Origin of the sequence: Nocardioides halotolerans DSM 19273 (assembly GCF_000422805.1) — a bacterium.
Taxonomy (GTDB): Bacteria; Actinomycetota; Actinomycetes; order Propionibacteriales; family Nocardioidaceae; genus Nocardioides; species Nocardioides halotolerans.
In genome coordinates this window covers 270669-295229 of the sequence record NZ_KE383925.1, presented here as the reverse complement: position 1 = coordinate 295229, position 24561 = coordinate 270669, and the positions used below count along the sequence as shown (strand labels likewise).

Here is a 24561-nt window from a genome sequence, read left to right as displayed (position 1 = left end):
GAACCCATGTTGAAAGTTCTGGTCCTGCTTCGCCTGGCCGTGCTCACGGCATATGACGACCTGCGAGCCGCCCGGCGATATGAGCGTGGCTCGGTGACCACAGAGCACGTGCTCTGGGCTGTCGCCGTGATCGCCATTGTCGGGATCGTGGTCGCGGCCGTGACGACTTATGTCAAAAGCCAGGCCGGCAACATCAAGTAGCCGCTGCTGGCGGCGCGACGAACGGGGCTCGGTCTCGATCGAGCTCGTCATCCTCCTGCCCGCGCTCTTCGCGGTCATGTTCATCGGGATGCAGGCCGCGCTGTTCTACCACGCGCGAACAGTGGCGATCGCCGCCGCGCAGGAGGGTGCCCGGGCGGCCGGCGCCGAGCATGGCCGGGAGACGGACGGCGTCGGAGCGGCCAACGACTTCCTCGCCGAGGCCGGCGGCAACGACGTACTCACCGGAGCATCTACCTCCGCCAACCGCACCGCGACGACAGCCACGGTGACGGTCACCGGGTTCAGCCTGAGCGTGATTCCCGGGTGGAAGGTCCGGATCACGCAGAGTGCGTCGGTGCCCGTCGAGCGACTCACCGCTCCCAACACCTCGGGAACGCCATGACGCGACAAGACGAGCGTGGCTCGGCGGCGATCGAAGCGGCGATCGGCGTGCCTGCATTCGCTCTGTTCGTGGGCCTGATCATCTTCGGCGGACGAACGGCGAGCACCCACGAGGCGCTCCAATCGGCTGCCGCCGATGGCGCCAGGTCCGCCTCACTCTCTCGGGATGCCGAGACGGCACGGGCCGACGCTCGAAAAGCTGCCGTCGCCAGCATCGCCAACCAGAAGATCGGCTGCTCCAACGTCGACGTGACAGTTGGCACCAGCGACTTCAACAAGCAACCGGGCGTTCCCGGGTTGGTCGAAGTCACGGTTTCTTGCCGGCTCAGCCTTTCCGATTTGGCCGTTCCCGGCGTTCCCGGCTCGCGCGTCGTGCGCGCGACCATGTCCAGCCCGATCGACACCTGGCGGGAGCGATGACCCAGCACGACGAGCGAGGCTCCATCACGGTGTGGCTGTCCCTCTCCAGCTTCGTGATGATGTTCATGGTCGGGCTAGCCGTCGACCTCGGCGGCCAGGTGCACGCCCACGAACGAGCTCACGACCTTGCCGCCCAGGCGGCTCGCGCCGGCGGTGAAGAGGTCGAGGGCAGCGCGGCCATTCAGGGGCGCGAGCTCACCATCAATCCCGCCGCAGCTCGTGCCGCGGCTGAGCGCTACCTCGACGCCGCGGGCGTCAGCGGAACGGTCGAGATCACCAATGGCGACACCATCACGGTCACCGTCCACGACTCGTACGACCCACAGTTCCTGGGCTTGATCGGCATCCAACGCCTTGACGTTTCGGGCACAGCGACGGCTCGACTGATCCGCACCCTCGGAGGTAGCCAGCGATGAGCACCCTCGGCCCCCGCCTGCGCGGTCTGGCGGCCACCCTGACCCTTGTTGCTTTCGTGCTCGGAGTCCCCGCCGCCCTCCTGACGATCGATGCAGTACCGGATCCTGCGGCCTTCTCGTGGGCACGACTCACCGCACCGGACGACGGGACCCTTGTGGTCGAAGTCCTCGCCGCGGTCTGCTGGATCGCCTGGGCGGTGTTCACCTGCCAGGTCGTCGCCTCGGCCGTCTCCCACGTTCGAGGCATCCGCACGCCGCGGCTGCCAGGACTGGCCATGCCTCAACTCGCGGCAGATCGCCTCATCGCCGCAGCCGCCCTGCTGTTCGTCGCCGTGCCGTCGGCGACCGCGTTCCTGCCACAGTCGGAGGCCGCCGCCACGGTCGCGACCACCTTCCAGCCTGACCCTGAAGTAGCGGTCGGAAGGGTTGCTTCCCCGGCTCCGGCGCCGCGGACCCAGCACGAGACGGACTTGGAAACCGAGCGATACACCGTCAAGCGCGGCGACAGCCTTTGGCGGATCGCTGAGGATCGCCTCGGAGACGGCGCCCGCTACACCGAACTCGTCGCGCTCAACCGGGCCGTCCTCGACGGACGTCCTGACTTCCTCGTCCCTGGCACGGTTCTGAGAGTGCCAATTGTGGAAGCCAATGCGCCGGACTCCTACGTCGTGCAACCCGGCGACACCCTCTCGGAGATTGCGGAGGACGAGCTTGGTGACGCCGAGGGCTATCCGAAGATCTTCAGAGCATCCAAGGACACGGTGCAGCCCAACGGCGCCCACCTCACCGATCCCGATCTGATTCTTCCTGGGTGGACGCTCACCATCCCCGGCCAGGACTCGCACGAGGAGTCACCGGGCCCCAAGCCCACGAAACCACCAGACAATGTCTCTGAGCCAATGTCGCCTCCGGCAGAGGCTGAGCCCTTCGAGCCCTCCGAGCCCTCCGAGCCCTCCGAGGAACCAGCCGCGGAGTCTGACGTGTTGGATCAGGCTGCCGATGACAGCGCGGCCCCTTCGTGGCTGGTCCCCGGCCTCGCGGGTGCGGGAGCCATGCTCGGCGGCGCGCTCTGGATCGCGCTACGCGCGCAGCGACGCACCCAACTCCGTCATCGCCGTCCCGGCACGGTCATCCCTCCGCCGCCAGCCGAACTCATTCCTGCCGAAAAGACTGCGCATGCCACGGCATCGGTCATTGCGCCCCGTATCGACGCCCTCGACGCCGCGCTGCGATCTCTGCCTTCAGTTCGCCTGCTCACGGTGGCGCTCTCCACGGACGAGGTCCGTCTGGCTCTTCGGGAGTCCGCGGAGCTGCCATCGCCATGGTCCGGCTCGGGCACCGAATGGCGGCTCAATCTGTCCGTCGTGCCCAACCGCCCGGACGACTCATTCCCACCGTATCCGCTTCTGGTGAGCGTCGGCCAAGGTGACGATGGCTCCTTCTTGTTCCTCAACCTCGAGGAACTCCGCACGGTCACCCTGACCGGAGACAGTGACCGGAACGCCTCCTTCGCACGCCACGTAGCGGCTGAACTGGCCGTCAACCCGTGGTCGATCGTGACGACGGTCGATGTCCTCGGCCTCGGATCCGACCTCGCATCGTTCAACCTCGGCCGCGTACGCACGCACCCTCCACGAGACACGGGCTTCATCGCTGAGCTCACGCACAACCTGTCGCCCATCACCGCGACGATTGATCCCGACGACTTCCACGCGGTCATCATCGCCTCCGCGGGCCATGCGACTTCGGACTGCGATGCGCTCGCAGAGGTGATCGAGGCCATCCCCGGTCGTTCGACGGCAGTGCTCGTGGATCTCGAGGGCGAGCCTCGCCCCTCGGGCACTCAACTGGAGCTGAGCGGCGAGGGGCGCCTCCGTGCCCCGAGTCTGGGGATCGATGTCCGGGCGGCACAACTGAGCGCAGATGAGGCCCACGCCTGCGCTCTGCTTCTCGACCTCACTCTCGATGAGCAGGTCGTGCCTGTCGTGCCGCCGGACGGCGACACCGCGGTCTTCAACCTGGCGGGTGCGCTCCCGAAGCGACTCACCGAACCGAGACCTGAGGTTGGCGCGACTGGAGACGAGTCCCTCCTGCCGCTCGACGCGGTTGTGTACGCCGACGCCGCCGCGACAACGGTCGAAGACGTCGAGCTGCTCGCGCCGCGGGCGGCGCCGGAGGCCTGCACGACAGTTGAGGCCGCAGACCCGGCGCTGGACGAGGATCTGGCGCGCTGGGAGTCGCCGACACTATCCGCGGCAAAGCTGACCCTCCTCGGGCCGGTCGGTGCCCGCACGACGGGCGACACGAAGGCAACAGCACACCGGCGGCCGTTCTATGTCGAGTTGTTGGCCTACCTCGTACTCCATCCGCGCGGAGCCTCCGGGCATGAAGTCGCTGACGCGTTCGGGATCCGTCCCGAGCGCGTTCGGGTCGACATGAGCCAACTGCGCCGATGGCTGGGAAACGATGCCCGCACTGGCACTCCCTATCTACCGAAGGCGCAGCCTGGACCAGACCCGGAGTCGCCAGCTCTCTACAAGCTGGACGGCGTGCTGTGCGACCTGGACCTGTTCCGACGTCTCAGGGCGCGAGGACAGAGTCGTGGTGCAAGGGGCATCGACGATCTGATCGCGGCACTGCGGCTGGTCAGCGGCGAGCCATTCACCGATCTCCGCAACGATCACTGGAGCTGGCTTCTTGACGGCGACCGGTGGGACCACATCATGACCAGCGCCATCGTCGATGTCGGACACGTCGTCACCACCCACGCGCTGGCTGCAGGGGACCACGACCTCGCGCTCTGGGCTGCTCGAGTTGCCTACACGGCGGCACCGTACGACGAAGTCGCCCAGCTAGACATGGTCCAGGCGGAGAAGTCTGCGGGTGACCACACGAACGCTGATCAAGTACTCGACGAGAGGATCTTCAATCGTCGCGACGATGAACTCCCCCCGATCGGTCTACCGAAGCGCACCGCTCAGATTGTGGATTCCAAAGGCTGGGCGACTCGAGGGCCGCGTCCGCGCCGTACTGGTTGAACGCTTCAGGCGGCCCGCTCGATGCGACGCCCTACGCGCGTCTCCTAGTCGTTCCTTGACCGAAGGTCCATGAGCCCGGCGCGGGCCGGCGAGACTATCGGCAAGAGCGCGCATGAACCTCTTAGGGAACGCCTCTGACCTGCGCAAACGCAGTGTTCCCCCTCCCCGGCGCCCTCGTTGTTACCGGAATCCGGTAACGCCGGCGGGTCAATCTCGGAGACATGTTCGACCCGGCAAGCCCGATCCCTCACTGGACTGCGTCCACGATGCAGCGTGTCGCTTCCGAGCCCACCCTGGCCGGCGCAGCGGTCCGCTATGCCAACCTTGGGATCCCGGTCTTCCCGTGCGTCCCGGGCGGCAAGCAGCCGCTCACGCCAAACGGATTCCATGACGCGACGTCGTCGGCCCGCGTCGTCCAGCAGTGGTGGCAGCGGACACCCGACGCGAACATCGGTCTTCCCACCGGCGCCCGCACCGGCATCCTCGTCGTCGACATCGACGTTCACGCGGGGGGCAGTGGATTCGCGGCGTTCGAGCGTGCCCGATCCGAAGGGCTCGCCGTGCACTGGGCCTGGCTGGTCCGCACGCCATCGGGCGGTGTTCACGCCTACTACCCGAGCGTGCCCGACCAGGAGCTGCGGTCGTGGCAGGTTCCGTCCGCCCACGTCGACTTCCGGGGTGACGGCGGTTACGTCATCGCTCCCCCGTCGCGGATTGCGGTCGACGGCGCGATCAGGGCGTACGACGTCATCGCGGTCACGGCCCAGCCCGCGAGGCCGCTAGACGCGATCAGGCTTCGCCAGTTCCTTGAGCCGCCTCGGCAGCGGCCGGTAGCACCACCCTCAAGGCTTCCTCCGAAAGGTTGCCGCCCTGAGGCGCTGGCCAGGGTGGTCGCGCTGACTCCCGAAGGCGGTCGCAACCGCGCCCTCTTCTGGGCGTCTTGCCGGATGGCCGAGGACGGTCAGAGCCGTGCGAACACCGCCGGCTATCTGATGCCGGCCGCCCGGTACGCAGGACTCTCCGATCGGGAGATCGAGTCAACGATCGACTCCGCGTTCCGGATCGCGTCCCGCCTCGGCCCCGGGAGCGGCCTGGGCCCTACCCAGCGAAGTGAGGCGATCCAGCTATGAACGCGCACGTCGAGTACCGCCGCCACAGCTACCAATCGACCGAGTCGCCGCCGCTAGCCCCGGGCACCGAGTCGTCGGCCAGCGCACTCGCCCGCCACCGAGATCCGTCACTCTCCGCGGTGGAGAAGTCGCCGACAACGCCTGCGAAGGGCATTGCGTGGGTGCGTCCGACCGAGTTCGCGACGTACGTCGCACCAATGGTCGGGCGGGGCGTCAACCTCCACGCCGAGCTGACCCGGCGCGCACTCCGTACCACGGCCACGACCACGCGGGCACTCCAGCGGCGTGGTCCTCAGCCGTCCGCGCCGACCCCACCGGCCAACGGGCTAGAGGGGTTGTCGCTGTGAGCCGCTCAGTTCAGACAACGGCAGGACTGCGCCGACTGCTCGTGCGCCTCCGGGTGTCTGGACCGCGCGCGTGGGAGCACGACCCCGAGGCCCGCGAGCTGATGCTCTATGCCGCACGGAAGTACGAGGCGCTGGCGATCAAACATCGTTGTGACCCCACCGCGGGAGCCGCGGCAGCGTTCGAAGCGATGCGGACCTATGCCGTCCGCACAGCCGACGACCCTTGGGCCGTGGTCACCATGGCGGTGAAGGTCACGCTGATCGCAGAGGAGCGCGCCGACGGGCTCCTATGCTCTGTCGACCAGGCCCGGCGACCGGAGATCTCCCGGCATCACGACGTCCGCCGGTTCTGTGACACCGAGGCTGACCTGCCCAGCTTCCTCCCTGCGCTCACCGTCGAGCCGTTCAACCCCGACGAGACTCCACCCACCGGCGCGTACGAAGCGGTCGACGCAACGATCGACCTCTTCACCGCACTCGGGTGGCCCCGGGACACGGCGACCTGCGCACTCGACTACATCTCAGCCCGCCTGGTCGAGTCCGGATCCCGTCGCAAGGCCCACGCGGCACTCCGACGCGACCACACCGCACGAGCGCTCCTCGACATCGACCAGGAGGCATGGTCGACCGTGCTGCGAATCGTGCTTGGCAATCCGAACCCCGACGAAGCCTGTACGTCGGACGGGCACGGGGTCCTTCTGCGACTACTGATCGGGCATCCAGTCGCCGAACTCCTCGACGATGACCTGCTCGTCTTCGAGATCAGCGAGGCGGCTCCCCGACCGAAGGCTCGGATTCATGCCTGACGCACGCGGCCACATCGAACTCGACAGAGCGCTCGACTCGATCACCGTCGGAGTCCGGCACCGCAAGGACCACGGCGACCTCAAGCCGCTCATGGAGTCGATCGAGCGGCTGGGACTGCTCCAGCCGATCACCATCACCCCCGAGGGTGTCCTTGTGTGCGGGTGGCGGCGCCTGGAGGCCGTGCGTCGGCTCGGCTGGCGCACAATGAAGGTCTGGGTCCGATCCGGGATCTCCGACAAGCTCTCGCTGTTGCTCGCTGAGCAGGACGAGAACCAGCTGCACAAGTCGCTGAACGAGCTCGAGAAGGCCGCGCTCTACCGCGAGCTCAAGGCTCTTCGAGCGGACGATGCCGAGCGACGCATGCAGGCGACCCAGTTCGGGACCTCGGGGTCCGCACCCGGTGCGGAGCCGGGCGAGACCGGTGACGCCCGGCTTCAAGCTGCCATGGCCATCACTGGAAAGGCGTCGTACAACACCCACGAGCGGGTCTGTGCGCTCATGGACTGGGCCTCCCGAAAGGCCACGCCACCAGAGATCCGCGCGCTGGCGAACGACGCGCTGCAGAGAATCGAGCAGGGCGAGCCGGTCAAGCCGCTCTACCTCAAGGTCAAGGAATCGTTCGACGAGGCGCAACAGCCGGAGCCTGGGGAAGAGACCGATCTGGCTCGGCTGGCGCGTGAGGCTCGTGCGCGCGCCGAGCGCGAGGTGCGCGAGAAGGGCCCCAAGGGACTCACGCGCAGCCACGGACCGAGCAGCCACTTCCGCAGTGTCCGCTCGTTCAACCTGACCTGGACTGAGCTCGATGGCTGGACGGAGCTGTACGACGTCGACGCACTCGCGGCCCAGCTCAGTCGCAGTGACTGGGAACGGTTCGACCGCGTTGTGACGGCGACGATCGCGTTCCGCGACCAGCTCGTCGCCGCCCGGCGTCACGCTGCGACACCGGCGTAGCCGACGCACCTAACTGACGTCCCAGAACCCGTCGCTTCGGAGTTCCAATGCCCAACCTGACTGGCCGCCAGATCATGCTTCTCCTCGGATGCGCACTGGCCGTCGTCACTGCCGCCGTCGGCATCTACGGTCTCGTCCGCGGACCTGGGGGCACGACCACAGCGCCCCCGAACGCGAGGCCCATCGCTGCCGCGCTCGGGGCGGACAGCACCGAGCCCGACGTCACCGTTCAGGACCGGTCTCTCCCACACACGACCGATCCGGTCACCTATGCGCGAGCTGTCGCCGTCTCGCTGTTCGACTGGGACACGACGGCAGGGTTCCTGCCGACCGACTACAGCTCGGTTGTCCTCGCTGATGCCGACCCATCCGGAGAGGAGGTGCCCGGGCTGCTCGACGATGTCGCGGCGTACCTGCCGACGGTCGAGCAGTGGCTCGACCTAGGCGCCATGGAGGTCGAGCAGACGATCGAGGTCGACGACGCTTACGTCCCTGACGCCTGGGCGGCCGCGGTGGATCAGGCTCACGGACATCTCCGGCCCGGGACGACAGCTGTGACGATCGCCGGCACCCGCCATCGCAGCGGTGTCTGGAACGGCGAACTGGCCGAGTCGTCGTACCCGGTCTCCTTCACGGTCTTCGTCGCCTGCCAGCCGTCCTTCGAGCGCTGCCACGTCCTACGCCTCTCAGAGCTCGACAACCCGCTGAGGTGAACGGCGGATGGGCATGAAGGTCTTTGCCGTCGGCGCCGCAGCCGCAGTCCTGTTCGCTCCTGGAGCTGCAGTCGTCGGCGTAGCGACGCTCGTCAGCCCGGCTGCCGCTGGATCAGGCAGCTGCATGTGGGACGGCGAGGCGACGGCCAGTCTCGGCGTCGCCGGCCCCGTCCCGTCAAGTCTGAACGCAACCAACACGAACGGCGAGACCGTCACCCTGAACGAGCAGCAGCTCACCCGTGCGGCGGCGATCATCGCAGTCGGCAACAACCAGCGCATTCCGGCCCGTGGCCAGCTGATCGCCATCATGACCGCCCTGACGGAGTCGTCGCTGCGAGTCCTGTCGAACACGAGCGCCTACCCCCATTCCGCAGACATTCCCAACGACGGAGACGGGAGCGACCACGACTCCGTTGGCCTGTTCCAACAACGACCGGCCGCCGGTTGGGGCACCGTCGAGAACCTGATGGACCCGGTGTGGTCGTCCCGTGCCTTCTATGGCGGTCCGAACGGGCCGAACCACGGATCCCCGCGCGGGCTGCTCGACATCGACGGATGGCAGGCGATGGACCCCGGCGCCGCTGCCCAGGCTGTCCAGGTCTCCGCGTATCCCGACAGGTACGCCGTCAACCAACCGGTCGCCGAGAAGGTCCTGAGCGCGGTCAGCGGTGCATCGCTCGGCAGCGACCTGGATTGCGCGCGATCAACCGGCGATCTGCCCACGAACCTTCCGGCCGGCTTCCCGGGGGCCCTCATCGCCGGGGCTGCCTCGCAGCTCGGCCAGCCGTACGTGTGGGGCGGTGGCGACTTCTCCGGACCGACCGGAGGAGGGTTCGACTGCTCGGGCCTCGTGCTCTACGCGGCGTACCAGGCCTCCGGCGGCCGGATCCGGCTTCCCCACTACTCGGGCGACCAGATCCATGCCGGCATGGGCATCCCCTGGACGCTCAAGCAGCCCGGCGACCTGATCTTCTTCAGCTACCCGGGCGCCGGTGGCCCGCACCACGTTGCGATCTACGTCGGCGGCGACAGGATCCTCCACGCGCCGCGTACCGGCGACGTCGTCCGATACGGAACGATCGGCGAGTTCGCCGGTGAGGTCATGACTGTGCGTCGGCTCGCTTGACAGCCGAGGAGAAGGCCGGCTGACGAGACTTGGCTGCCGTTGCGCGGTCGCCGCGGCGCACCTGATTCCCATGGGCCCAAGTGATTTGATTCGGGCTGACGTTGGTCCGGACTTCGGAGCAGTCGGCGGAGCAGGCGAACTCCGCGTCATCGTCGGCGCCCTGCTGACGTTCGGCCTGATCGTCGCCGTCCTCATGCTCATTGTCTCGGCGACGACCTGGGCCATCGCGTCCAACTCCGGAAGCTGGCACACCGCACAGAAGGCGAAGTCCGGCTGCTTCGTCGCGATAGGTGGCGCCACGCTGACCGGTGGCGCGTTGGCTTGGGCGAACTGGCTGCTGGACATCGGCGCACACCTCTAGGACGTCCGCCCGTTCGACGTCAGGAGCCTTCCGATGGACCTTGTCACAGCAGCTCTGCTGCTTCCGCTCGACATCCAGATCGATCCCAACTCCAACGGTCTGCCCGGTATCGGTCAGCTCAAGAAGATCGTCGGAGCGTCGATGACGGTCGGGCTGGTGCTGGCCGTGCTCGCGCTGATCATGTCGGCGATCGTGTGGGCACTCGGAGCCAACTCCTCGAACCCGCATCTCGCGGGACGCGGCAAGCTCGGCGTCCTCGTCGCACTCGGTGCCGCGATCGTCTGCGGCGCCTCCGTGACGCTGGTGAACTTCTTCTGGAACGTCGGCCAGCAGGTCTGAGGGACCAGTCATGGGTGTCTGCGATGTGCCGGTGATCCACGAGGTCTGCAACACCGCGGGAGACGCGGCTGGCGCGGTCGTGACCGCGCCGTTCGAGTGGCTCGCTCAGGGAATGGGTGGTGCGGCTGAATGGATGTTCACGTCCGTCTGGAAGGTCATCGACACCACGACGTTCGTCGATGTGACCAGCGGTGAGTACACGAAGGTCTACAACATCATGTTCGGGGTCGGCGTCTTCGTGATGCTCGGCTTCTTCATGCTGCAGGTCATCGGAGGGATGATCCGCCGCGAGCCAGCCGCGCTCTCCAGAGCCGCTCTCGGGCTCGCAAAGTCGATCCTCGGATCCTTCGTCACCCTCGCGCTGGTCGGCACGGCGCTCGAGATCACAGACCAGCTCTGCATCGGCATTGTCAATGCCGCTGGAACCAACATGAACGAGATGGGCGACAGGGTCGCCGTACTCGCCGCTGGCCTCGGCGCCATCAACCTCAGCGCTCCCGGCGCCGGCGCGATCCTGACGATCTTCCTCTCGAGCCTCGCCATCATCGGTGCGATGGTGGTCTGGATCAGCCTGCTGATCCGCAAGGCACTGCTACTGATCGCGATCGTGTTCGCGCCGATCGCCCTGGCCGGCTCCAGTTGGGACCACACGCGTTCCTGGCTGAGCCGGTGGGCCACCTTCGTGATCGCGATGATCCTGTCGAAGGTCGTCCTGGTGGTGATCTTCCTGCTCGCCACCGCTCAGGTGTCGGCGCCAATCGACGCCGACCTGGAATCCGTCAGCCAGCCGATGGCGGGTGTCGTACTGATGCTGATGGCCGGCTTCGCGCCGTACCTGACCTACAAGGCCATCGCCTTCATGAACTTCGACATGTATCAGGCGATGTCGGCCGAACAGGAAGCCAAGGCCTCCCTCAACCGTCCGATGCCGATCCCGCTCTCTCGCCGCACCGGCAGCGAGCCCGCCAAGATCCTCGGAGACGCGGGCGGAGGTACGGCGTCGAGTGGACCGGCTGCTGTCACGCCCGCCGCGGGCGGTGGCGGATCTGGAGCCGCTGCAGGAGGCGGCACCAGTGGTGGCGTATCGGGTGGAGCGGCGGCCAGCGGCGGCGCGGGTGCAGCCGCCGGCGGTGCGGTCGCCGCGGGCGCAGTCGTCGCGAAGGAAGCTGTGGCAGCGGGGCCGCGTCTGGGCGGATTCGTCGCGACCCAGGCGAGCGGACAAGCCCAAGCTCACGAGTCGGCGGAGCCTTCGACGGTGCCGCCGCCGGTCGCGGACTCGACTCTCGCCGAGCCTGCCGGACGAAAGTAGCTTGCGGTGAGCACGTCAAGCAGCACCGAACCATCGCTCACGCCTATCAAGTTCTCCCGCCTCACCAGGCGTGGTGTCCTGCTCGGGCTGTCAGGTCCGCAGCTTGTGATGGCGGGCCTCGCCGCAGTCACCCTGATTCTCGGCCTCTACCTGGGGGTGGTGATCATGACGTTCCCGATCATCCTCGTCTTCGTGGTGCTCGGGTTCGTCGGCGTCGGCGGAAGGCGGATCGTCGAGTGGGGGCCGATCGGGGCACGGTGGGTCTGGCGCTCGTCGGGGGGCCAACTCCTGTACCGCCGCCGCGTCGTCAGACCGCGCCCGGCGGGAACACTGTCGCTGCCCGGCGACGCCGCTCGTCTCAGGCAATGGGTTGATCCCGAGACCGGCGCGGTCATGGTCCGCGACCCCCACGGAGGCACCCTGACCGCGATCGTTGGCGTCTCCCACCCCGCCTTCGTACTACTGGACCCTGCCGAACAGGAACGTCGGGTGGTCAGCTGGGGACGCGTGCTCGCGACCGCCTGCCGATCCGGTCGTCTTGCCTCACTCCAGGTCATGGAGCGCACGCTCCCCGACTCCGGCAAGGGCTTGGCGGACTGGTGGGAGCGGCACGGCGACCGCACCGAGACGTGGGCGTCGACGACGTACGGGGAGCTCGTTGACCGTGCCGGACCAGCCGGTGAGCGTCATGCGAGCACCATCTCGATCTCCCTCGACACCAAGGCGGCTGGCCGCGCGATCCGGGCCGCAGGTGGCGGAAACCGCGGCGCGGCCGCTGTACTCCGCCAGGAGATGGCGACGATGCTCGCTGCCCTTCGGTCCGCGGACCTCTCTCCCTCTGACTGGCTCACCCCCGGCGACCTTGCCCTCATACTTCGCTCGGCATACGACCCGGCGGTCGCGGGAGCCTTGGAGCGGCACGGCGAGGTCGGCCGCGACCTGGCGACGGCCGGCCCGGTCGCCGTCACCGAGTCCTGGGGCAGTCTTCGCAGCGACTCGGCGCACCACTGCGTTCTCTGGATCAGCGAATGGCCACGCTCGCTGGTCTTCCCCGGGTTCCTCGCGCCGCTGCTTTTGTCGTCGGGCATTCGCCGCACCTTCACGCTGCTCTACACGCCGATGCGCACCGACCGCGCTGCCCGGGACATCCGCAAGAAGAAGACCGAGTACGTCTCCGATGCTGCCCAGCGGCAGAGGATCGGACAGATCGAAGACGTCCAGCAGGCCGCTGAGTATCAGGACGTCCTCCAGCAGGAGGCCGACCTGACCGCAGGTCACGGCGTTCTCCGGTCGACTGGGTTCGTCGCAGTCAGCGCCAGGGACGCCGATGAGCTCGAGCGCGCTGTCGCGGCCATCGAGCAGGCAGCGATCCAAGCGTCCTGCGAGACGCGGCGGCTCTGGGGCCAGCAGGCTCAGGGGTTCGCGGTCGCGGCGTTGCCCCTGTCACGTGCGCTCTAGGGGCGGACTTCTCGCGAAACCAACCCCCAACTGCGTCGCCGTCGGGCAATATCTGACCAGACCCCGCAGGTGACCCGAGACTCCTGCGGGGTCTTCCTCGCTCCGGGGCAGTGCGGGTCGGCCGGCGACTGCAGCTGCGACGACACGGCGGCGCACTTCGCGCACCTCATCGATGAGAGCCCATCGCCCGAGGAGCCACCGATGCCGACCTTCAACGACCCGGTCGCCGACTCCGACCAACTCCGGGAAGCAGTCCGCGGCCTGGCCCACGCGACACGTTCGATCGAGGATCCGACTTCGATCTACCCCGTGCTCGGTTCCATCAGCTCGGCGCTCGCGTCTCTGAGCCAGTCTCTACACCAGCTCGGCCAGTTCCACGATGGGCCGCGTCGCAAACAGGCATGGATGAGCGGCGACCCCCACGCTGGGCGCGCAGCGTCGTACCGGGAGTCCTGGGAACTCCATCGCGCCGCCGAGATGATCGATCAGGTTGCCCATGGGGTGAGCCGGGCGCACGAGATCGAGGCGACGATCGCCTACGACGTCCACGACTGCGCGTCGTCTGAACCTGTCCGGCGCCCGTCGTACCAGCCAGGGATGTCGCTGTGACCGGGTGGCAGGACGAGCGGCTACATTCGGCCGTCCTTGTCTCTCCAGGCAGGGAACGCCGGCGCGATCGCAAACTGCGCAAGGCGGCTGCCCGAGAACTCCTGTCCGCCGACCGCGAAGCCCGGCGTGCCGAGGCGAAGTGCAAGGCCGAACAGCTCTCCGCTGAGCAGCGAGAGACCGTCACGCTCCCCCGTGCTGGTGAATCGGGACCGGCCGCGCTCCGAACACCGGGAGGATTTCGAGTCCCGCGGCATCAGGACACGTCGGCGACGCTCGCAGGCGCGTACCCGTTTCTCGCCGAGGGCGGTCTGGGCAGCGAAGGGGTCTTCGTGGGCCAGGATCTCTACTCGGGTAGCTCGTTCGTCTACGACCCGTGGGTCCTCTACGCCCGCGGTCTGATCACCGCACCGAACCTGGTCCTTGCCGGCATCGTGGGTTCGGGTAAATCCTGCCTCGCCAAGAGCCTTTACACGCGGTCCATCCCGTTCGGCCGCCGGGTGTATGTGCCCGGGGATCCGAAGGGCGAGCACACCGCGGTCGCCGAGGCGGTGGGAGGTCGAGCCATCGCGCTCGGCCACGGGATGCCGAACCGACTCAACCCGCTCGACGAGGGCCATCGCCCCTCCGGTTTCGACGATGCGCAGTGGGCCGGCCAGATCGCATCCCGCCGCCGCGACCTCGTCGGCGCGCTTGCCGAGACCGTGCTCGAGCGACGGCTGAGCCCGCTGGAGCACACCGCAGTCGATATCGCGATCGATCGCACCGTCCGTACCGCCGACGTCCCAGTTCTCCCGATGGTCGTCGAGCGGCTCCTCGCTCCGGACCGAGCCGAGGACCCGGACGGGCGCCTCGCCGACGACGGTCGGCTCGTGGGCCACGCTCTCCGCCGGCTAGTCGCCGGTGACCTCGCTGGCCTGTTCGACGGGCCGTCCACAGTGTCCTTCGACCCGACGCTCCCGATGATCTCCCTCGACCTATCCCGGGTCACCGAGAACGCGACCCTCATCTCTGTACTGATGACCTGCGCCTCGGCGTGGATGGAATCAGCACTCCTGGACCCCGCCGGCGGCCAGCGCTGGGTCGTGTACGACGAAGCGTGGCGACTCATGTCGCACCCCGCTCTGTTGCGGCGGATGGACGCCCACTGGCGACTCGCGCGCCACTACGGCATTGCGAACATGCTGATCTTCCACAAGCTCACCGACCTCGACAACGTCGGCGATCAGGGCTCGGCGATGCGAGCACTCGCCTCCTCGCTGCTGGCGAATGCCGAGACGCGGATCGTCTATCGCCAGGAGTCCGACCAACTCGGCGCAACGTCGGCCGCGCTCGGCCTCACCGGCACCGAGCAGTCCCTCATCCCGACGATGGGCACCGGCCAAGGCCTGTGGCGGATCAAGCACCGATCGTTCGTGGTGCAGCACCAGATGCATCCAGCCGAACTTGAGCTCTTCGACACGACCGGACGGATGACAGGAGGTCAGTGAACGTGACCACTCAGACCAGGGCGCGAGCAGCACGGGAAACGAAGCTCGAGGCGCTGCAGCAGCAGCTCTCGGAGTCGGTGGCTGCGCTCGTCACCGGCGAGGACTGGAAGCGCGCGCTGACGTTCGCCGCCCAGTTTCGCTCACGGAGCTTCAACAACAGCATGCTCATCCAGGCGCAGCACTACGCGGCGTACAACGAAGGTCGGGTGCCGGAGCCCACGCCGAGCTACGTCGCGGGCTTCCACCAGTGGCTCTCCCTCGGGCGCCACGTCGTCAAGGGGCAACAGGGGTACGGGATCCTCGCGCCGGTGACCGCGCGATTCGCGTCCCCGAACCCGTCGGATGCGACTTCTTGGCGGCGGCTCGCCCGCGGCGAGAAGCCTGGGTTCGGTGAGAAGGTGCAGACGAAGCTCATCGGCCTCAAGCCCGCTCAAGTCTGGGACGTGTCCCAGACCGCGGGAGACCCGGTGCCGGAACTGCCCCGACCGGACCTGCTCCAGGGTCTCGCTCCGGACGGCCTGTGGGACGGCCTGGCTGATCAGATCACCGCCCTCGGGTTCGAGCTCCGACTGGTCTCGTCCGCTGCAGCAATCGGAGGCGCCAACGGACTGACCGACTTCCTCACCCGCGAGGTGTCGGTCCGCATGGACATGGACGACGCCGCCCAGGTGAAGACACTCGCCCACGAACTCGGGCACGTCCTCCTTCACACTCCTCGCGACAAAGTCATGTCGACGGACCTCGCCGCCGACGCGACGCTGCACCGCGGCATCGCCGAGGTCGAAGCAGAGTCGATCGCGCTCATGGTCGGGGCTGCGCATGGGCTCGACACCTCGTCGTACACCATTCCCTACGTCTCAACGTGGGCGGCGAGCGTCTCCGGCAGGACGCCAGTCGAGGTCGTCCAGTCGACGGCCGAGCGGGTGCGGACCACCGCGCTTGGGATCCTCGACAAACTCGACACGCAAAAGGTCGGCGACGGCAACCCGCCAGGTCTCCACCAGGACGCCCCGGGTCATCGAGCCGGGGTTACGCCTGTCGTCGCGGCCACGCGCCGCGACGGATCGGTCATCGGACGGTGAAGGTCCCAGTCGTCCTCACCACGGTCCGGTTCGAGATCGACGGCGGAGGCCAGCTGAGGGTCAGCGTTGACGGCCAGCCATACGCCGACGACCGATCCCTGTCCCGCGACGACGTGCGGGCGGTCCTCGACGAGATCACCACGAGGCTCGAAACCGCCGTGCGGGTCGAGGTCCATGAAGCCGACGGCACGACGTACTCCGACATCGAGACTCCCCCACAGCTCGCCGAGCCGACCAACTCTGCGCCGAAGGCACCAGCTTCCGCACTCGCCGGCGCCGGCTTCCGTCCAGGTGAACAGGTCGCACTCGCCTGCGTCGTGGCACGTCAGCAGGCCGACGCGGATGGGAATGCCACCATCAACCTCCCCCCGGCCCTGCTGGCCGCGTCGCGCAACGGCTTGGTGCTCCTCGGCCTGACCTCGCTCGCGGTCGCGCCCGTCGAGGCAACGACGTGAGCCCCAGCACCCGCAGCGCGAACGACCAACTGGTCAACCTCGCACTGATCGGGCTCGCCGCGCTCTTCGCCGTGGCGCTCGCACTCGGGATCGCGGGAGAACTCGCCGCGTTTGTAGCCCGCGAGCCGGGTCCGAGCGGAGGCATCGCCAGCGGGCTCCGGGTCTTCGCAGACCCAAGGCGGCCCGGCATCGCCCTCGGCACACCCGCGCTCTCCCCCGCGGTGTACTGGCTCGCGGTCACTGCCACGATCACCCTTGCTGCCGGCGCGGCCTGGGCCCTTTGGACACTGATCGCGCGAACCGGTCACCGAAGCCAGCACAATCCCCACAAGATCCAGGGCATCGCCACGCGTCGCGACATCGACGCGGCGGCGTCGAGGAAGGCGCTCGTACGACGGGGCGAGATCCTGCGCCCCTCGATGGGGCGCGCGAGGCCTGAGGATGTCGGGTACCTGCTCGGACACAGTTGCGGCCGAGAGATATGGGCCTCGGTGGAGGATTCGATCCTCGTCATCGGGCCGCCGCGCTCTGGCAAGGGACTACATCTGGTCGTCAATGCGATCCTCGACGCGCCCGGTGCCGTGGTCACAACATCCACCAGGCCGGACAACATCGTCGCCACGATCAACGCCCGCAAGGAACGCGGACCCGTGGCAGTCTTCGACCCGCAGCGCCTGACCGCGGGCCTACCGGGTGTCGGCAGGGCCGGCGTTCGTTGGTCGCCTATCCGAGGGTGTCAACACCCGCTGACCGCGATGATCCGAGCGGCCGGCCTCGCGTCAACAACTGGGCTCTCGGCCGGCGGAGTCGAGTCCGGCGGCTTCTGGGAAGGCAAGGCCAGGTCGGCAATCCAATCGCTGCTCCACGCGGCAGCGATCGAGCGGCTCCCGACTCGTGCGCTCTTCGAATGGTCGCTGTCACCCGCGGCGGCAACCGACGCGGTCGGCATCCTCGCCAGCCGACCGCAAGCTGCGCCTGGTTGGGCGGACTCTCTAGACGGGATGATCAACTCCGATCCACGGACTCGGGACTCGATCTGGATGGCGGTCAGCCAAGCTCTCGCGTGCCTGGCCGATCCCGCTGTGCTCGAAGCCGTCAGTCCCGACCCGGACGACGCCTTCGATCCGCGCGATTTCCTTGTGGAGAACGGCACGCTGTACCTGCTAGCGACCGGCGCCGGCGCTGGCGCTTCATGGCCCCTCGTGGCGGCCTTCATGGAGGACCTCACCGAAGTCGCTCGGCACCTCGCGGCCGGCTCCACTGGCGCACGGCTTGATCCCCCGCTCCTGTTGGCGCTCGACGAGATCGGCAACCTCGCCCCGCTCCCCTCGCTGCCAGTTCTGATGGCGGAGGGCGGCGGAACCGGCATCACAACGATGCCGGTCCTCCAGTCGCTCTCGCAGGCTCGGAACAAGTGGGGAGACCACGCCGCGAGCACCATCTGGGACGCCTCGATCGTGAAGGTCATCCTTGGCGGCGCATCCGCCTCGAAGGATCTCCAGGAACTATCCATTCTTATCGGTGAGCGCGACGAGCGCTCCGACACAGTGACGATCAGTGACTACGGCACCCGATCCCTGCAGCGGTCCGTCCGGCGCGCGCACGTGATGCCTCCCGAACGAATCCGCACGCTGCCGTTCGGCACCGGCCTCACCCTGTTGCGGAGCGCACCGCCCATCGTGACGGACCTTCGCCGGTGGACGAGTCGGCGTCGGGCCGCATGACCCACACCAATTTGCCACAGTTCGTGAGCCCAACCGCCCTGACGAGCAACGACCGCCACATCCAGGCACCGGTCCCCGGACTCAGCCAAGGACCAAGCCACCGCTGGTATGCAAAACGCATCGCCACGGTGTGCTCTGGCCGGGGGCAAGCGTCCTTTCCGCACGACCAATCTCCATCAGTCTTCGCTCGTGAACCATCCGGCATCCAGAGCGACCACATGCAGATTCTTGTTCTTGGATTCCAGTTCCGCTGCGGCCTTTTGGCTCGCGAGGTGAACGATGTCTGCCGGCCACTCTATTGGTGCAGCGAGGACCGTACGGATGTCGGCCTTCCGTAAGGAAACCAACTCAATGTCGCTGGCCCACCCTCCGGTTGGCAGCAGGGATCGCTTGCCGTGGACGGTGTTCAGCTTCAACTTCTTCGCATGAGCGACGAACGTAACGGGTCCTCGCAGGTCAACTCCCCCGATACCGGAAACGGTGCCGTTCGGATCCTGGCTGAGGGCACGGGCGATGTGCTCGTCGCCAGAATCGGCGGCGCAGTACCGGAAGAGCCAAAGCGCTCGGGGGCCAAACTTTGTGGGTGCCCTGCGGACGGCATCGCCGATGAAGAGTTGGCGGCCCGTCAACCGTCGGCTGTCCGCAAGGAGAGACGCGTGGACTGCTGCGAAGTACTTGGCAGGTAGCGAATCGAGTACGGCATTGAGGGCGGCCGAGTTCTCAACGAAGACCGCAACGTGCGCGTTGGCAAACAGGCCCAGAATGGCGAGGGCTCGGTCGCGAGCACAGACATCCGCAGCTAGTTGGGCTGCCCACCATCCCGGGTTGGACCGGTTTTCGTGCATCGCGTAGACATTTCTAGCGGCAGCCGCGGCTTCGGGAGTCTTCATTACGGCTGCAACCACGCTCAGGTCGACGTCGGACGGCGTGAGGCTGGTGGCACGGTTGAGTACCCAGCCGCTGCCCCAAATTTCGGCCACCGCGTCCAGGACCTGGGCCCACTCCTTGGCGGTCCCGTCCGGAGGGCGTGCTGAAAGGTTAGCCGTCGCCGCCGCGAGGCCCGAGTAGCTGCGTGAACCGGTTCGAGAACGGACGCGCGTACGGCCGGTGCCCGGCTCGCTACCTTCGCCACTCCCTCTACCCAACGCGCGCAAGGCAAGGGCGGCGATGCTGCCTGGCGTGCTTGCACGGAGGGGACCTTTGCAAATGAGTTCGTAGGCACCGTCGTTGAAGTCGTCAACGATGGCGGCAACCACGGCGTCGTTCCGAGTCATGCACTTGCCGAGTGCTAGGAGCTCGCTTGCCCAATGCGTGTCGGACTTGAACGCGACCATTGCCTTGGCAAGCCGGACCTCTTGGCCAGGTAGGCCAGAGTTCAAGATGCCGAGTGGCGCCGCGATGTTCAACCAGACACCGTCATCTTCGAAGGTCTTTTTGGCCCACTTGTCGAGGTCGTCCTCAGGCTCAGCATGCCGAGCGAGGTTGTTACAGAGGACCCGAGTCATCTCGGCCGACTGTGGCTCCTCAAGCCGCTTCTTTAGGTGCTTGACTGCTTGAGTCCGCCCTGCGTGCTCGGAGAAGACTAGTGCGCCTCCACCGCCGTCAAGGAGGCCGTCTTCAGCGAGAACGACACCCGAACCTCCGAGAATGAAGTCGACAATCTCCTCGAAGGGCCTCGCCGTCAGTCCCTGGTAGACGCGATCGTTGAGGAGTTGCGCGGCGGTGGCGCGAACGAGTGGCATGCCGTCAAGCGGGGGCTCCTCGGTTGCGTCCTGGAAGAGCGTCTTCAGTCCACGGACTTCTCCGTCGGTGTACCTGCCGACGTAGAACCGAAGGACGTTGGACCAATAGGGACGGCGAAGCATCGACGTAAGGACGTCGTCACGCAGGCTGGTATCCGCTTGTTCGAACACGTGGACTGCGGTGAAGTACTCCCGCAGTGTCTGCACCTCAAACTGGTAGGCATCGTGTTCTCGAGGGTTGAGGCACAACATTCGAGTGGTGAACGCGTCGAAGAGCTTGTCTGCGAGTCGCCGTCCTCCGTCGCGGTCCGCAAGGAAGCGTCGGAGTTCGCGCCTGAGGGTGGCGCCGCTGATGGAGCCTGGACAGCGACCTGCTTCAGTCTCGGTCTGGATGTACCAGCCGAGGTAGGCATGAACTCGTTCGATGAGCGGTCGCTCGGATGCGAGGAGCGGCTCCTTGTCATGGGCCTGCTCGCGGGTGAGGAAGGCATCGAAGTAGAGGTCGTACAACTTGGTGCGCTTCTCGGGCATGATCTGCTGCTTGTAGAGCATGTGCAGCAAGATGGCGAGCTGCATCGGATACGCGGCGAGGTCGCGGATGTGCGGCAGTGCGGCGCTCTTCATGAACTCGCCCTGCATCTCCTCCGTCTTCTTCGCGTCGAAGCCCGCGACGCTGCACCAGCGCCTCAGATACTGGAGCCGTAGCCCCTGCGAAAGCGGTAGCAGATCCATGCGCGGGAAGTCTGAGGACGACCACAGCTGCGGCGTGGTTCCGCCGGGTCGAGTTGCGACGAGGACGACGAGGTCTTTCGCGACTCCCTGAAGTCGATCGTTCAACTGAACGGTGTACTCGCTGACGAGCTCGCGCTCTTTCAGGTCTGCAACTTCATCGAGTCCGTCGAGCGCGATAAGGACGGCTCGAGTCGACATCATGGTTCCGAGGTCGCGGATCGTGAACCTCGAGCCGGTGGCGGCACGGTCGGTGATGTCGTGAGCGAGGAACTCTTCGATGGTGCGCCACTGAACTTCCTCGGCGCCCGCAGAGACACGACCGCGCTGGCTCTGGCGGCCACGCCCTCGCCCGCGAGCTGCTTGGTCCTGCCGGCTGCTGCGACGTGCCGCGTCCTTGCGCGCCCACTCTGCGTACTTCCGAAGGTCGATGCGAATTGGATACCGCGCCAGCGCACCGCTGACATCAACCTTCTCTATGTCTCCTGCGTAGCCGTCCCTCTTGAGGAGCCGTGCACGGTGGTACTGGCAGACGTATTGCAGAAGGGTCGACTTCCCTTGTCCTGGCCCGCCGACGAGCAGCGCATTCCCCTTCCAAACAGAACTCAAGAGAGCCTGGGCTGCACCGGTTACGGGCTGTCCGGAGGAGCGAGCCGATGCCTCGAGATCACCTGGGTGCTGGGCAGCGATGCCCGCAAGGAGCTCCGCGACCCTGACGTCGCTACGACAGGTGACGGGAACGTCCACGAACATGGACTCAACTGTTGGCCCGCGCAACTGGGCCTGCTCAAACAGGATTTTGTCGTCAGCGCCGAACTGCTCGCCGAGGTACGCGTTGAGGGTGCCCTCCAGCGCCTCCAAACGATCGAAGTCCTTGATGTGGGCGTCACGCATTTTCTCCAGGTCCGCAGCCGTGAACCCGCGACCTTGCTCGGCGTCGACTACCGGCCCGTGATGGGTGGGACAGAGAAGAATGAGGTTGTCGAAGCTGTCGAGCTTCTCTTTCGGATAGTTGGCGTCGTACCGGGGTCCGTTCGGCTTCTTGGACCTGATGTGTGCGTGCTCAAGCACCGGGGTGTGGAAGACCTCGCCGGTCTCAGCGTCAGTATTCGCTACTGACGAGCCTTGAAAGCAACCGTGGAACATGCATTGGTCCCGCGACTTGCCCCACAGCACGTTCTTCGTTGCCACGCTGATCGCCATCAGGTCTACACCTCGTCGCCATAATCGGACGACTCGGTGCCCTCACTGTCCCGGCGTCGGATGATCCACATTGGCAGATGGACCTAGGACCAGCCGGGCGATTGCGCCGAAGTGTCCGGGGACGCACCCGGCATAGCGGTCGCGTCCGCCGAGTCATCGTCGAGGCCGTCGGCACCTCGGTCGGTCTGCGACTCGGCGACACTCGAAAACCCGTCGGCCTGATCGCCCTGGCTGGACCCAACCGGGTCAGCGTCCGGCCCGGTGTCACCGGTGGCGGCGGCCGCCGGGTCGTCGGTTTCGTATGGCCCATCTTGTGACGACAGGGACGTCGACACCAGAGCTGACGGAGTCTCGTGGACGGCGACCGGTTCCCGCATCCGCGGTGGTGAAGCGGACCACGCCTTGAGGTCCTGGACGACTTCGGCATAAAAGACGTCGACGAGGTCGAGGACCGAGTCGATGAAACCTCCGCGTCCGCGGCCTCGCTTGACGCCCATGGGTGCCGACATAGCGACCTGAAAGCTGCGCAAGTCGCGCTTGGGGTCGGCGATCAGGAGCGTCGGGTCTTCGCGTACCTTGCCCAGCAGTTCGGTGGCCCCGGCGCCGCGGGCGTTCGCGGCGAACGCCTCCAGGCGTACGGCGTCTGGTGCGCCAGTGAGCTGGCGGACCAGCCAGTTGACGCGAGTCTGTGCTCGGCCTTCCTTGGGTGCGTCGATGTCAACAGAGACAATGACCCTGCCTGCGCGCAGGTCGGCGGAGACGTGAATGGGCGCGACGGCGTGCGGGATCCGGATCGCACCGGTCAGCAGTCCTTGGCCGACCATGCCCTGCAGGAGTGTCTGGGCACGGAGGCCTGGTTCGGCCTGCTCGCGGCGTGAGAGAACTGGGAGGACTTCTGTGCCGAGCTGGCGGCCGAGACGGAGGCTGGCGTAGCGGAGCAGGGCGTCGAAGCGGGCGACGACCTCGGGAGCGGCCTTGTCGGTGGCACGAAGGGTGCCGGCGGTGACTGCTTCGCGGACCGGGACCCAATGCTGGCCCATGTCGTCGAGCTCCATCGCTCCGGACCGCGGGTGCTCGAGGTATCGGATGAGCTCCCCGAGGATCCAGGCCTGCTCGGGGTCGGAGACGCCACGGTGCTCCTTCTGCATCACCGCCGTTGAGAGCAGATAGGTCCACGACCAGTGGTGGAGCTCGACCTTGCGGAGCTTGCGCTTGTCGACCTTGGTGGGGTGCTGCCCCGCTACCGGCGGGATCTCATTGCTGATTGTGATCAGGGCGTCATAGCCCTGCTCGCGGGCGATGTCGAGGTAGTTCTCAAGCTGCTGTGGCTCGAGCTCGCTCTTGCCGGTCTTGACCTCAACCAGCGCCGTCCAGGTTCTCGACCCGCGGGTGACCCGGATGAGCCCATCGGGATAGCAACGCTTCTCGCCGAGCAAGAACGGCACTTCGATGTAGCACTCGACCGTGCCGGCGGGGGCACCCAGAGGTCCGAGGACTGTCTTGCTGAACTCCTTGACGATGCCCATCACCGCGAGCAGTGCTGATGTTGCGCGGCGCTCCTGTTCATCCGCACCAGAGATCCCGGATGTTGGGATCAGACGCGCCTCGTGCCAGGCCTCTTCAGTCACGACCATCGCCTCCCTGCAAACCGTCGCGAGACTGCAGGGTAAGTCGGCAAACGGCCAGATGGGCTCAGCGAACGTTTGCGCGCGCGGCGACACGGAGAGATCCTCATCGCCCGCGCCGCTACCCCTTGGGCAGCCACTCGGCGGTCTCGGTGCCGCCTGGTCGCCAGACGACTGAGGCGATCTTGGTGCCCTTGGGCGCCTGCAACGAGACCCAGCCCTTGTAGCAGCGGCCGGGGTTGAGGGTGACGCTCTCGGGGAACTTCGGTGACGGCCAGTCGCTCCAACTCGATCCGTCCCCGCCGTACTCGAAGCCCTGCGGGTCCAGGATCACCCAGTCGCCGTTGTAGGTCGTGGTGTCCGGGTACTCCGGGTCCACCTGGGCGTCCTTGTCGAAGCACTGCTCCAGCTCGAGACCGACGAAGTCGTTGCCGGCGTCGGGCTCCCGCGCGTAGTCCGGCGGGTACGGGTACTTCACGCCCTTCAGCGTGGTGCGGATCGCCTGGCCGACTCGGGTGTCACCGATCTTCAACGCCCGCTCGCCGACGTTTGGGGCGTACGGGTCCGCATCCTCACTGGGTGTCGGCTCAACCTCCGGTTCGATAACCGGCGCCGTCTCTGTCACGGTGATGGTGGCGGTGGGCAACGCGGCAGGATCACCCGAATCGTCTGAGCACCCCATCAAGATCCCAAGCGACGCCAACATCACGACAACCAGTCCTGCTCCCCGTTGCATGGCCGCAGAGTAAGCACGTTCCGACGCCATTGTCAGTGCCGTCGCTCTGACATTGGCGTGACATCTGCGTCATACCCCCGCCTGACGGACACACGGATCTGCCGAGATTCGTGCTGACGAGGTCACGCTCAAGTCAACACAGTGCAACGGG

Annotated in this window: 22 protein-coding genes; 19 read left to right on the top strand and 3 right to left on the bottom strand. The window is 66.9% G+C overall.

All coding sequences use genetic code 11. From position 1 onward, the window contains the following. Nucleotides 1-6 precede the first annotated feature (6 nt). The 19 genes from G514_RS0121600 (at nucleotide 7) to G514_RS28245 (ending at nucleotide 18375) form a co-directional block, all read left to right on the top strand. Nucleotides 7-201, top strand: coding sequence for a hypothetical protein (locus G514_RS0121600; protein ID WP_028653448.1), 195 nt, complete (start codon nucleotides 7-9; stop codon nucleotides 199-201). After that, nucleotides 170-604, top strand: a complete 435-nt coding sequence (locus G514_RS0121595) for a TadE/TadG family type IV pilus assembly protein (RefSeq protein ID WP_028653447.1) — start codon at nucleotides 170-172, stop codon at nucleotides 602-604. The genes G514_RS0121600 and G514_RS0121595 overlap by 32 nt, the downstream gene beginning before the upstream one ends. Beyond that, nucleotides 601-1023: a TadE/TadG family type IV pilus assembly protein gene (locus tag G514_RS0121590; RefSeq protein ID WP_028653446.1), complete on the top strand. Its 423-nt coding sequence runs from the start codon at nucleotides 601-603 to the stop codon at nucleotides 1021-1023. The genes G514_RS0121595 and G514_RS0121590 overlap by 4 nt, the downstream gene beginning before the upstream one ends. After that, nucleotides 1020-1439, top strand: a complete 420-nt coding sequence (locus G514_RS0121585) for a Tad domain-containing protein (protein WP_028653445.1) — start codon at nucleotides 1020-1022, stop codon at nucleotides 1437-1439. The genes G514_RS0121590 and G514_RS0121585 overlap by 4 nt, the downstream gene beginning before the upstream one ends. After that, nucleotides 1436-4477: an AfsR/SARP family transcriptional regulator gene (locus tag G514_RS0121580; RefSeq protein ID WP_028653444.1), complete on the top strand. Its 3042-nt coding sequence runs from the start codon at nucleotides 1436-1438 to the stop codon at nucleotides 4475-4477. Before G514_RS0121585 ends, G514_RS0121580 begins: the two co-directional genes overlap by 4 nt. A 221-nt stretch (nucleotides 4478-4698) precedes the next feature. Beyond that, a complete protein-coding gene (locus tag G514_RS28270) occupies nucleotides 4699-5607 on the top strand; it encodes a bifunctional DNA primase/polymerase (protein ID WP_051247991.1) in 909 nt (302 codons plus the stop codon). Nucleotides 5608-5950: 343 nt separating this feature from the next. Next, on the top strand, nucleotides 5951-6760 hold the full coding sequence (locus G514_RS28265) for a hypothetical protein (RefSeq protein ID WP_036565807.1): 810 nt from the start codon (nucleotides 5951-5953) through the stop codon (nucleotides 6758-6760). Further along, a complete protein-coding gene (locus tag G514_RS0121565; protein WP_028653443.1) occupies nucleotides 6753-7712 on the top strand; it encodes a ParB N-terminal domain-containing protein in 960 nt (319 codons plus the stop codon). The genes G514_RS28265 and G514_RS0121565 overlap by 8 nt, the downstream gene beginning before the upstream one ends. A 47-nt stretch (nucleotides 7713-7759) precedes the next feature. Beyond that, nucleotides 7760-8425, top strand: coding sequence for a PrgI family protein (locus G514_RS0121560; protein ID WP_028653442.1), 666 nt, complete (start codon nucleotides 7760-7762; stop codon nucleotides 8423-8425). 7 nt (nucleotides 8426-8432) lie between these two features. Then, nucleotides 8433-9551 carry a C40 family peptidase gene (locus tag G514_RS29580; RefSeq protein WP_084152288.1) on the top strand — a complete coding sequence of 373 codons (1119 nt, stop codon included), beginning with the start codon at nucleotides 8433-8435 and terminating at the stop codon, nucleotides 9549-9551. 70 nt (nucleotides 9552-9621) lie between these two features. Next, entirely contained in the window at nucleotides 9622-9912 is a 291-nt protein-coding gene (locus G514_RS0121550; protein ID WP_028653441.1) for a DUF6112 family protein, read from the top strand. A gap of 33 nt (nucleotides 9913-9945) precedes the next feature. Then, entirely contained in the window at nucleotides 9946-10251 is a 306-nt protein-coding gene (locus G514_RS0121545; RefSeq protein WP_028653440.1) for a DUF6112 family protein, read from the top strand. A 10-nt stretch (nucleotides 10252-10261) separates the two neighbouring features. Continuing rightward, nucleotides 10262-11560: a TrbL/VirB6 family protein gene (locus G514_RS28255; RefSeq protein ID WP_036565806.1), complete on the top strand. Its 1299-nt coding sequence runs from the start codon at nucleotides 10262-10264 to the stop codon at nucleotides 11558-11560. Between the two features lie 6 nt (nucleotides 11561-11566). Continuing rightward, a complete protein-coding gene (locus tag G514_RS0121535; RefSeq protein WP_028653439.1) occupies nucleotides 11567-13018 on the top strand; it encodes an SCO6880 family protein in 1452 nt (483 codons plus the stop codon). Between the two features lie 201 nt (nucleotides 13019-13219). Beyond that, the gene (locus G514_RS29575) at nucleotides 13220-13627 is read left to right on the top strand and encodes a hypothetical protein (RefSeq protein ID WP_157545108.1); all 408 of its coding nucleotides are present in this window, start codon (nucleotides 13220-13222) and stop codon (nucleotides 13625-13627) included. After that, nucleotides 13624-15114: a VirB4 family type IV secretion system protein gene (locus G514_RS0121525; RefSeq protein ID WP_028653437.1), complete on the top strand. Its 1491-nt coding sequence runs from the start codon at nucleotides 13624-13626 to the stop codon at nucleotides 15112-15114. The genes G514_RS29575 and G514_RS0121525 overlap by 4 nt, the downstream gene beginning before the upstream one ends. Before the next feature lie 2 nt (nucleotides 15115-15116). After that, nucleotides 15117-16196: an ArdC-like ssDNA-binding domain-containing protein gene (locus tag G514_RS0121520; RefSeq protein WP_028653436.1), complete on the top strand. Its 1080-nt coding sequence runs from the start codon at nucleotides 15117-15119 to the stop codon at nucleotides 16194-16196. After that, complete coding sequence (locus tag G514_RS0121515; RefSeq protein WP_028653435.1) at nucleotides 16193-16651, top strand: hypothetical protein; 459 nt, start codon at nucleotides 16193-16195, stop codon at nucleotides 16649-16651. Before G514_RS0121520 ends, G514_RS0121515 begins: the two co-directional genes overlap by 4 nt. After that, nucleotides 16648-18375 (top strand): type IV secretory system conjugative DNA transfer family protein, encoded by a 1728-nt coding sequence (locus tag G514_RS28245; protein WP_036565963.1) that lies wholly within the window; start codon nucleotides 16648-16650, stop codon nucleotides 18373-18375. Before G514_RS0121515 ends, G514_RS28245 begins: the two co-directional genes overlap by 4 nt. Nucleotides 18376-18551: 176 nt before the next feature. Here the strand turns inward: G514_RS28245 and G514_RS28240 are convergent, their stop codons facing one another. The 3 genes from G514_RS28240 to G514_RS29570 all read right to left on the bottom strand — a co-directional run bounded on the left by G514_RS28240 (nucleotide 18552) and on the right by G514_RS29570 (nucleotide 24206). Beyond that, the gene (locus tag G514_RS28240) at nucleotides 18552-22049 is read right to left on the bottom strand and encodes an HNH endonuclease (protein ID WP_051247986.1); all 3498 of its coding nucleotides are present in this window, start codon (nucleotides 22047-22049) and stop codon (nucleotides 18552-18554) included. Nucleotides 22050-22132: 83 nt separating this feature from the next. Continuing rightward, a complete protein-coding gene (locus G514_RS28235) occupies nucleotides 22133-23677 on the bottom strand; it encodes a hypothetical protein (protein WP_211222203.1) in 1545 nt (514 codons plus the stop codon). A gap of 118 nt (nucleotides 23678-23795) precedes the next feature. Next, entirely contained in the window at nucleotides 23796-24206 is a 411-nt protein-coding gene (locus G514_RS29570) for a hypothetical protein (RefSeq protein WP_028653434.1), read from the bottom strand. Nucleotides 24207-24561 lie beyond the last annotated feature (355 nt).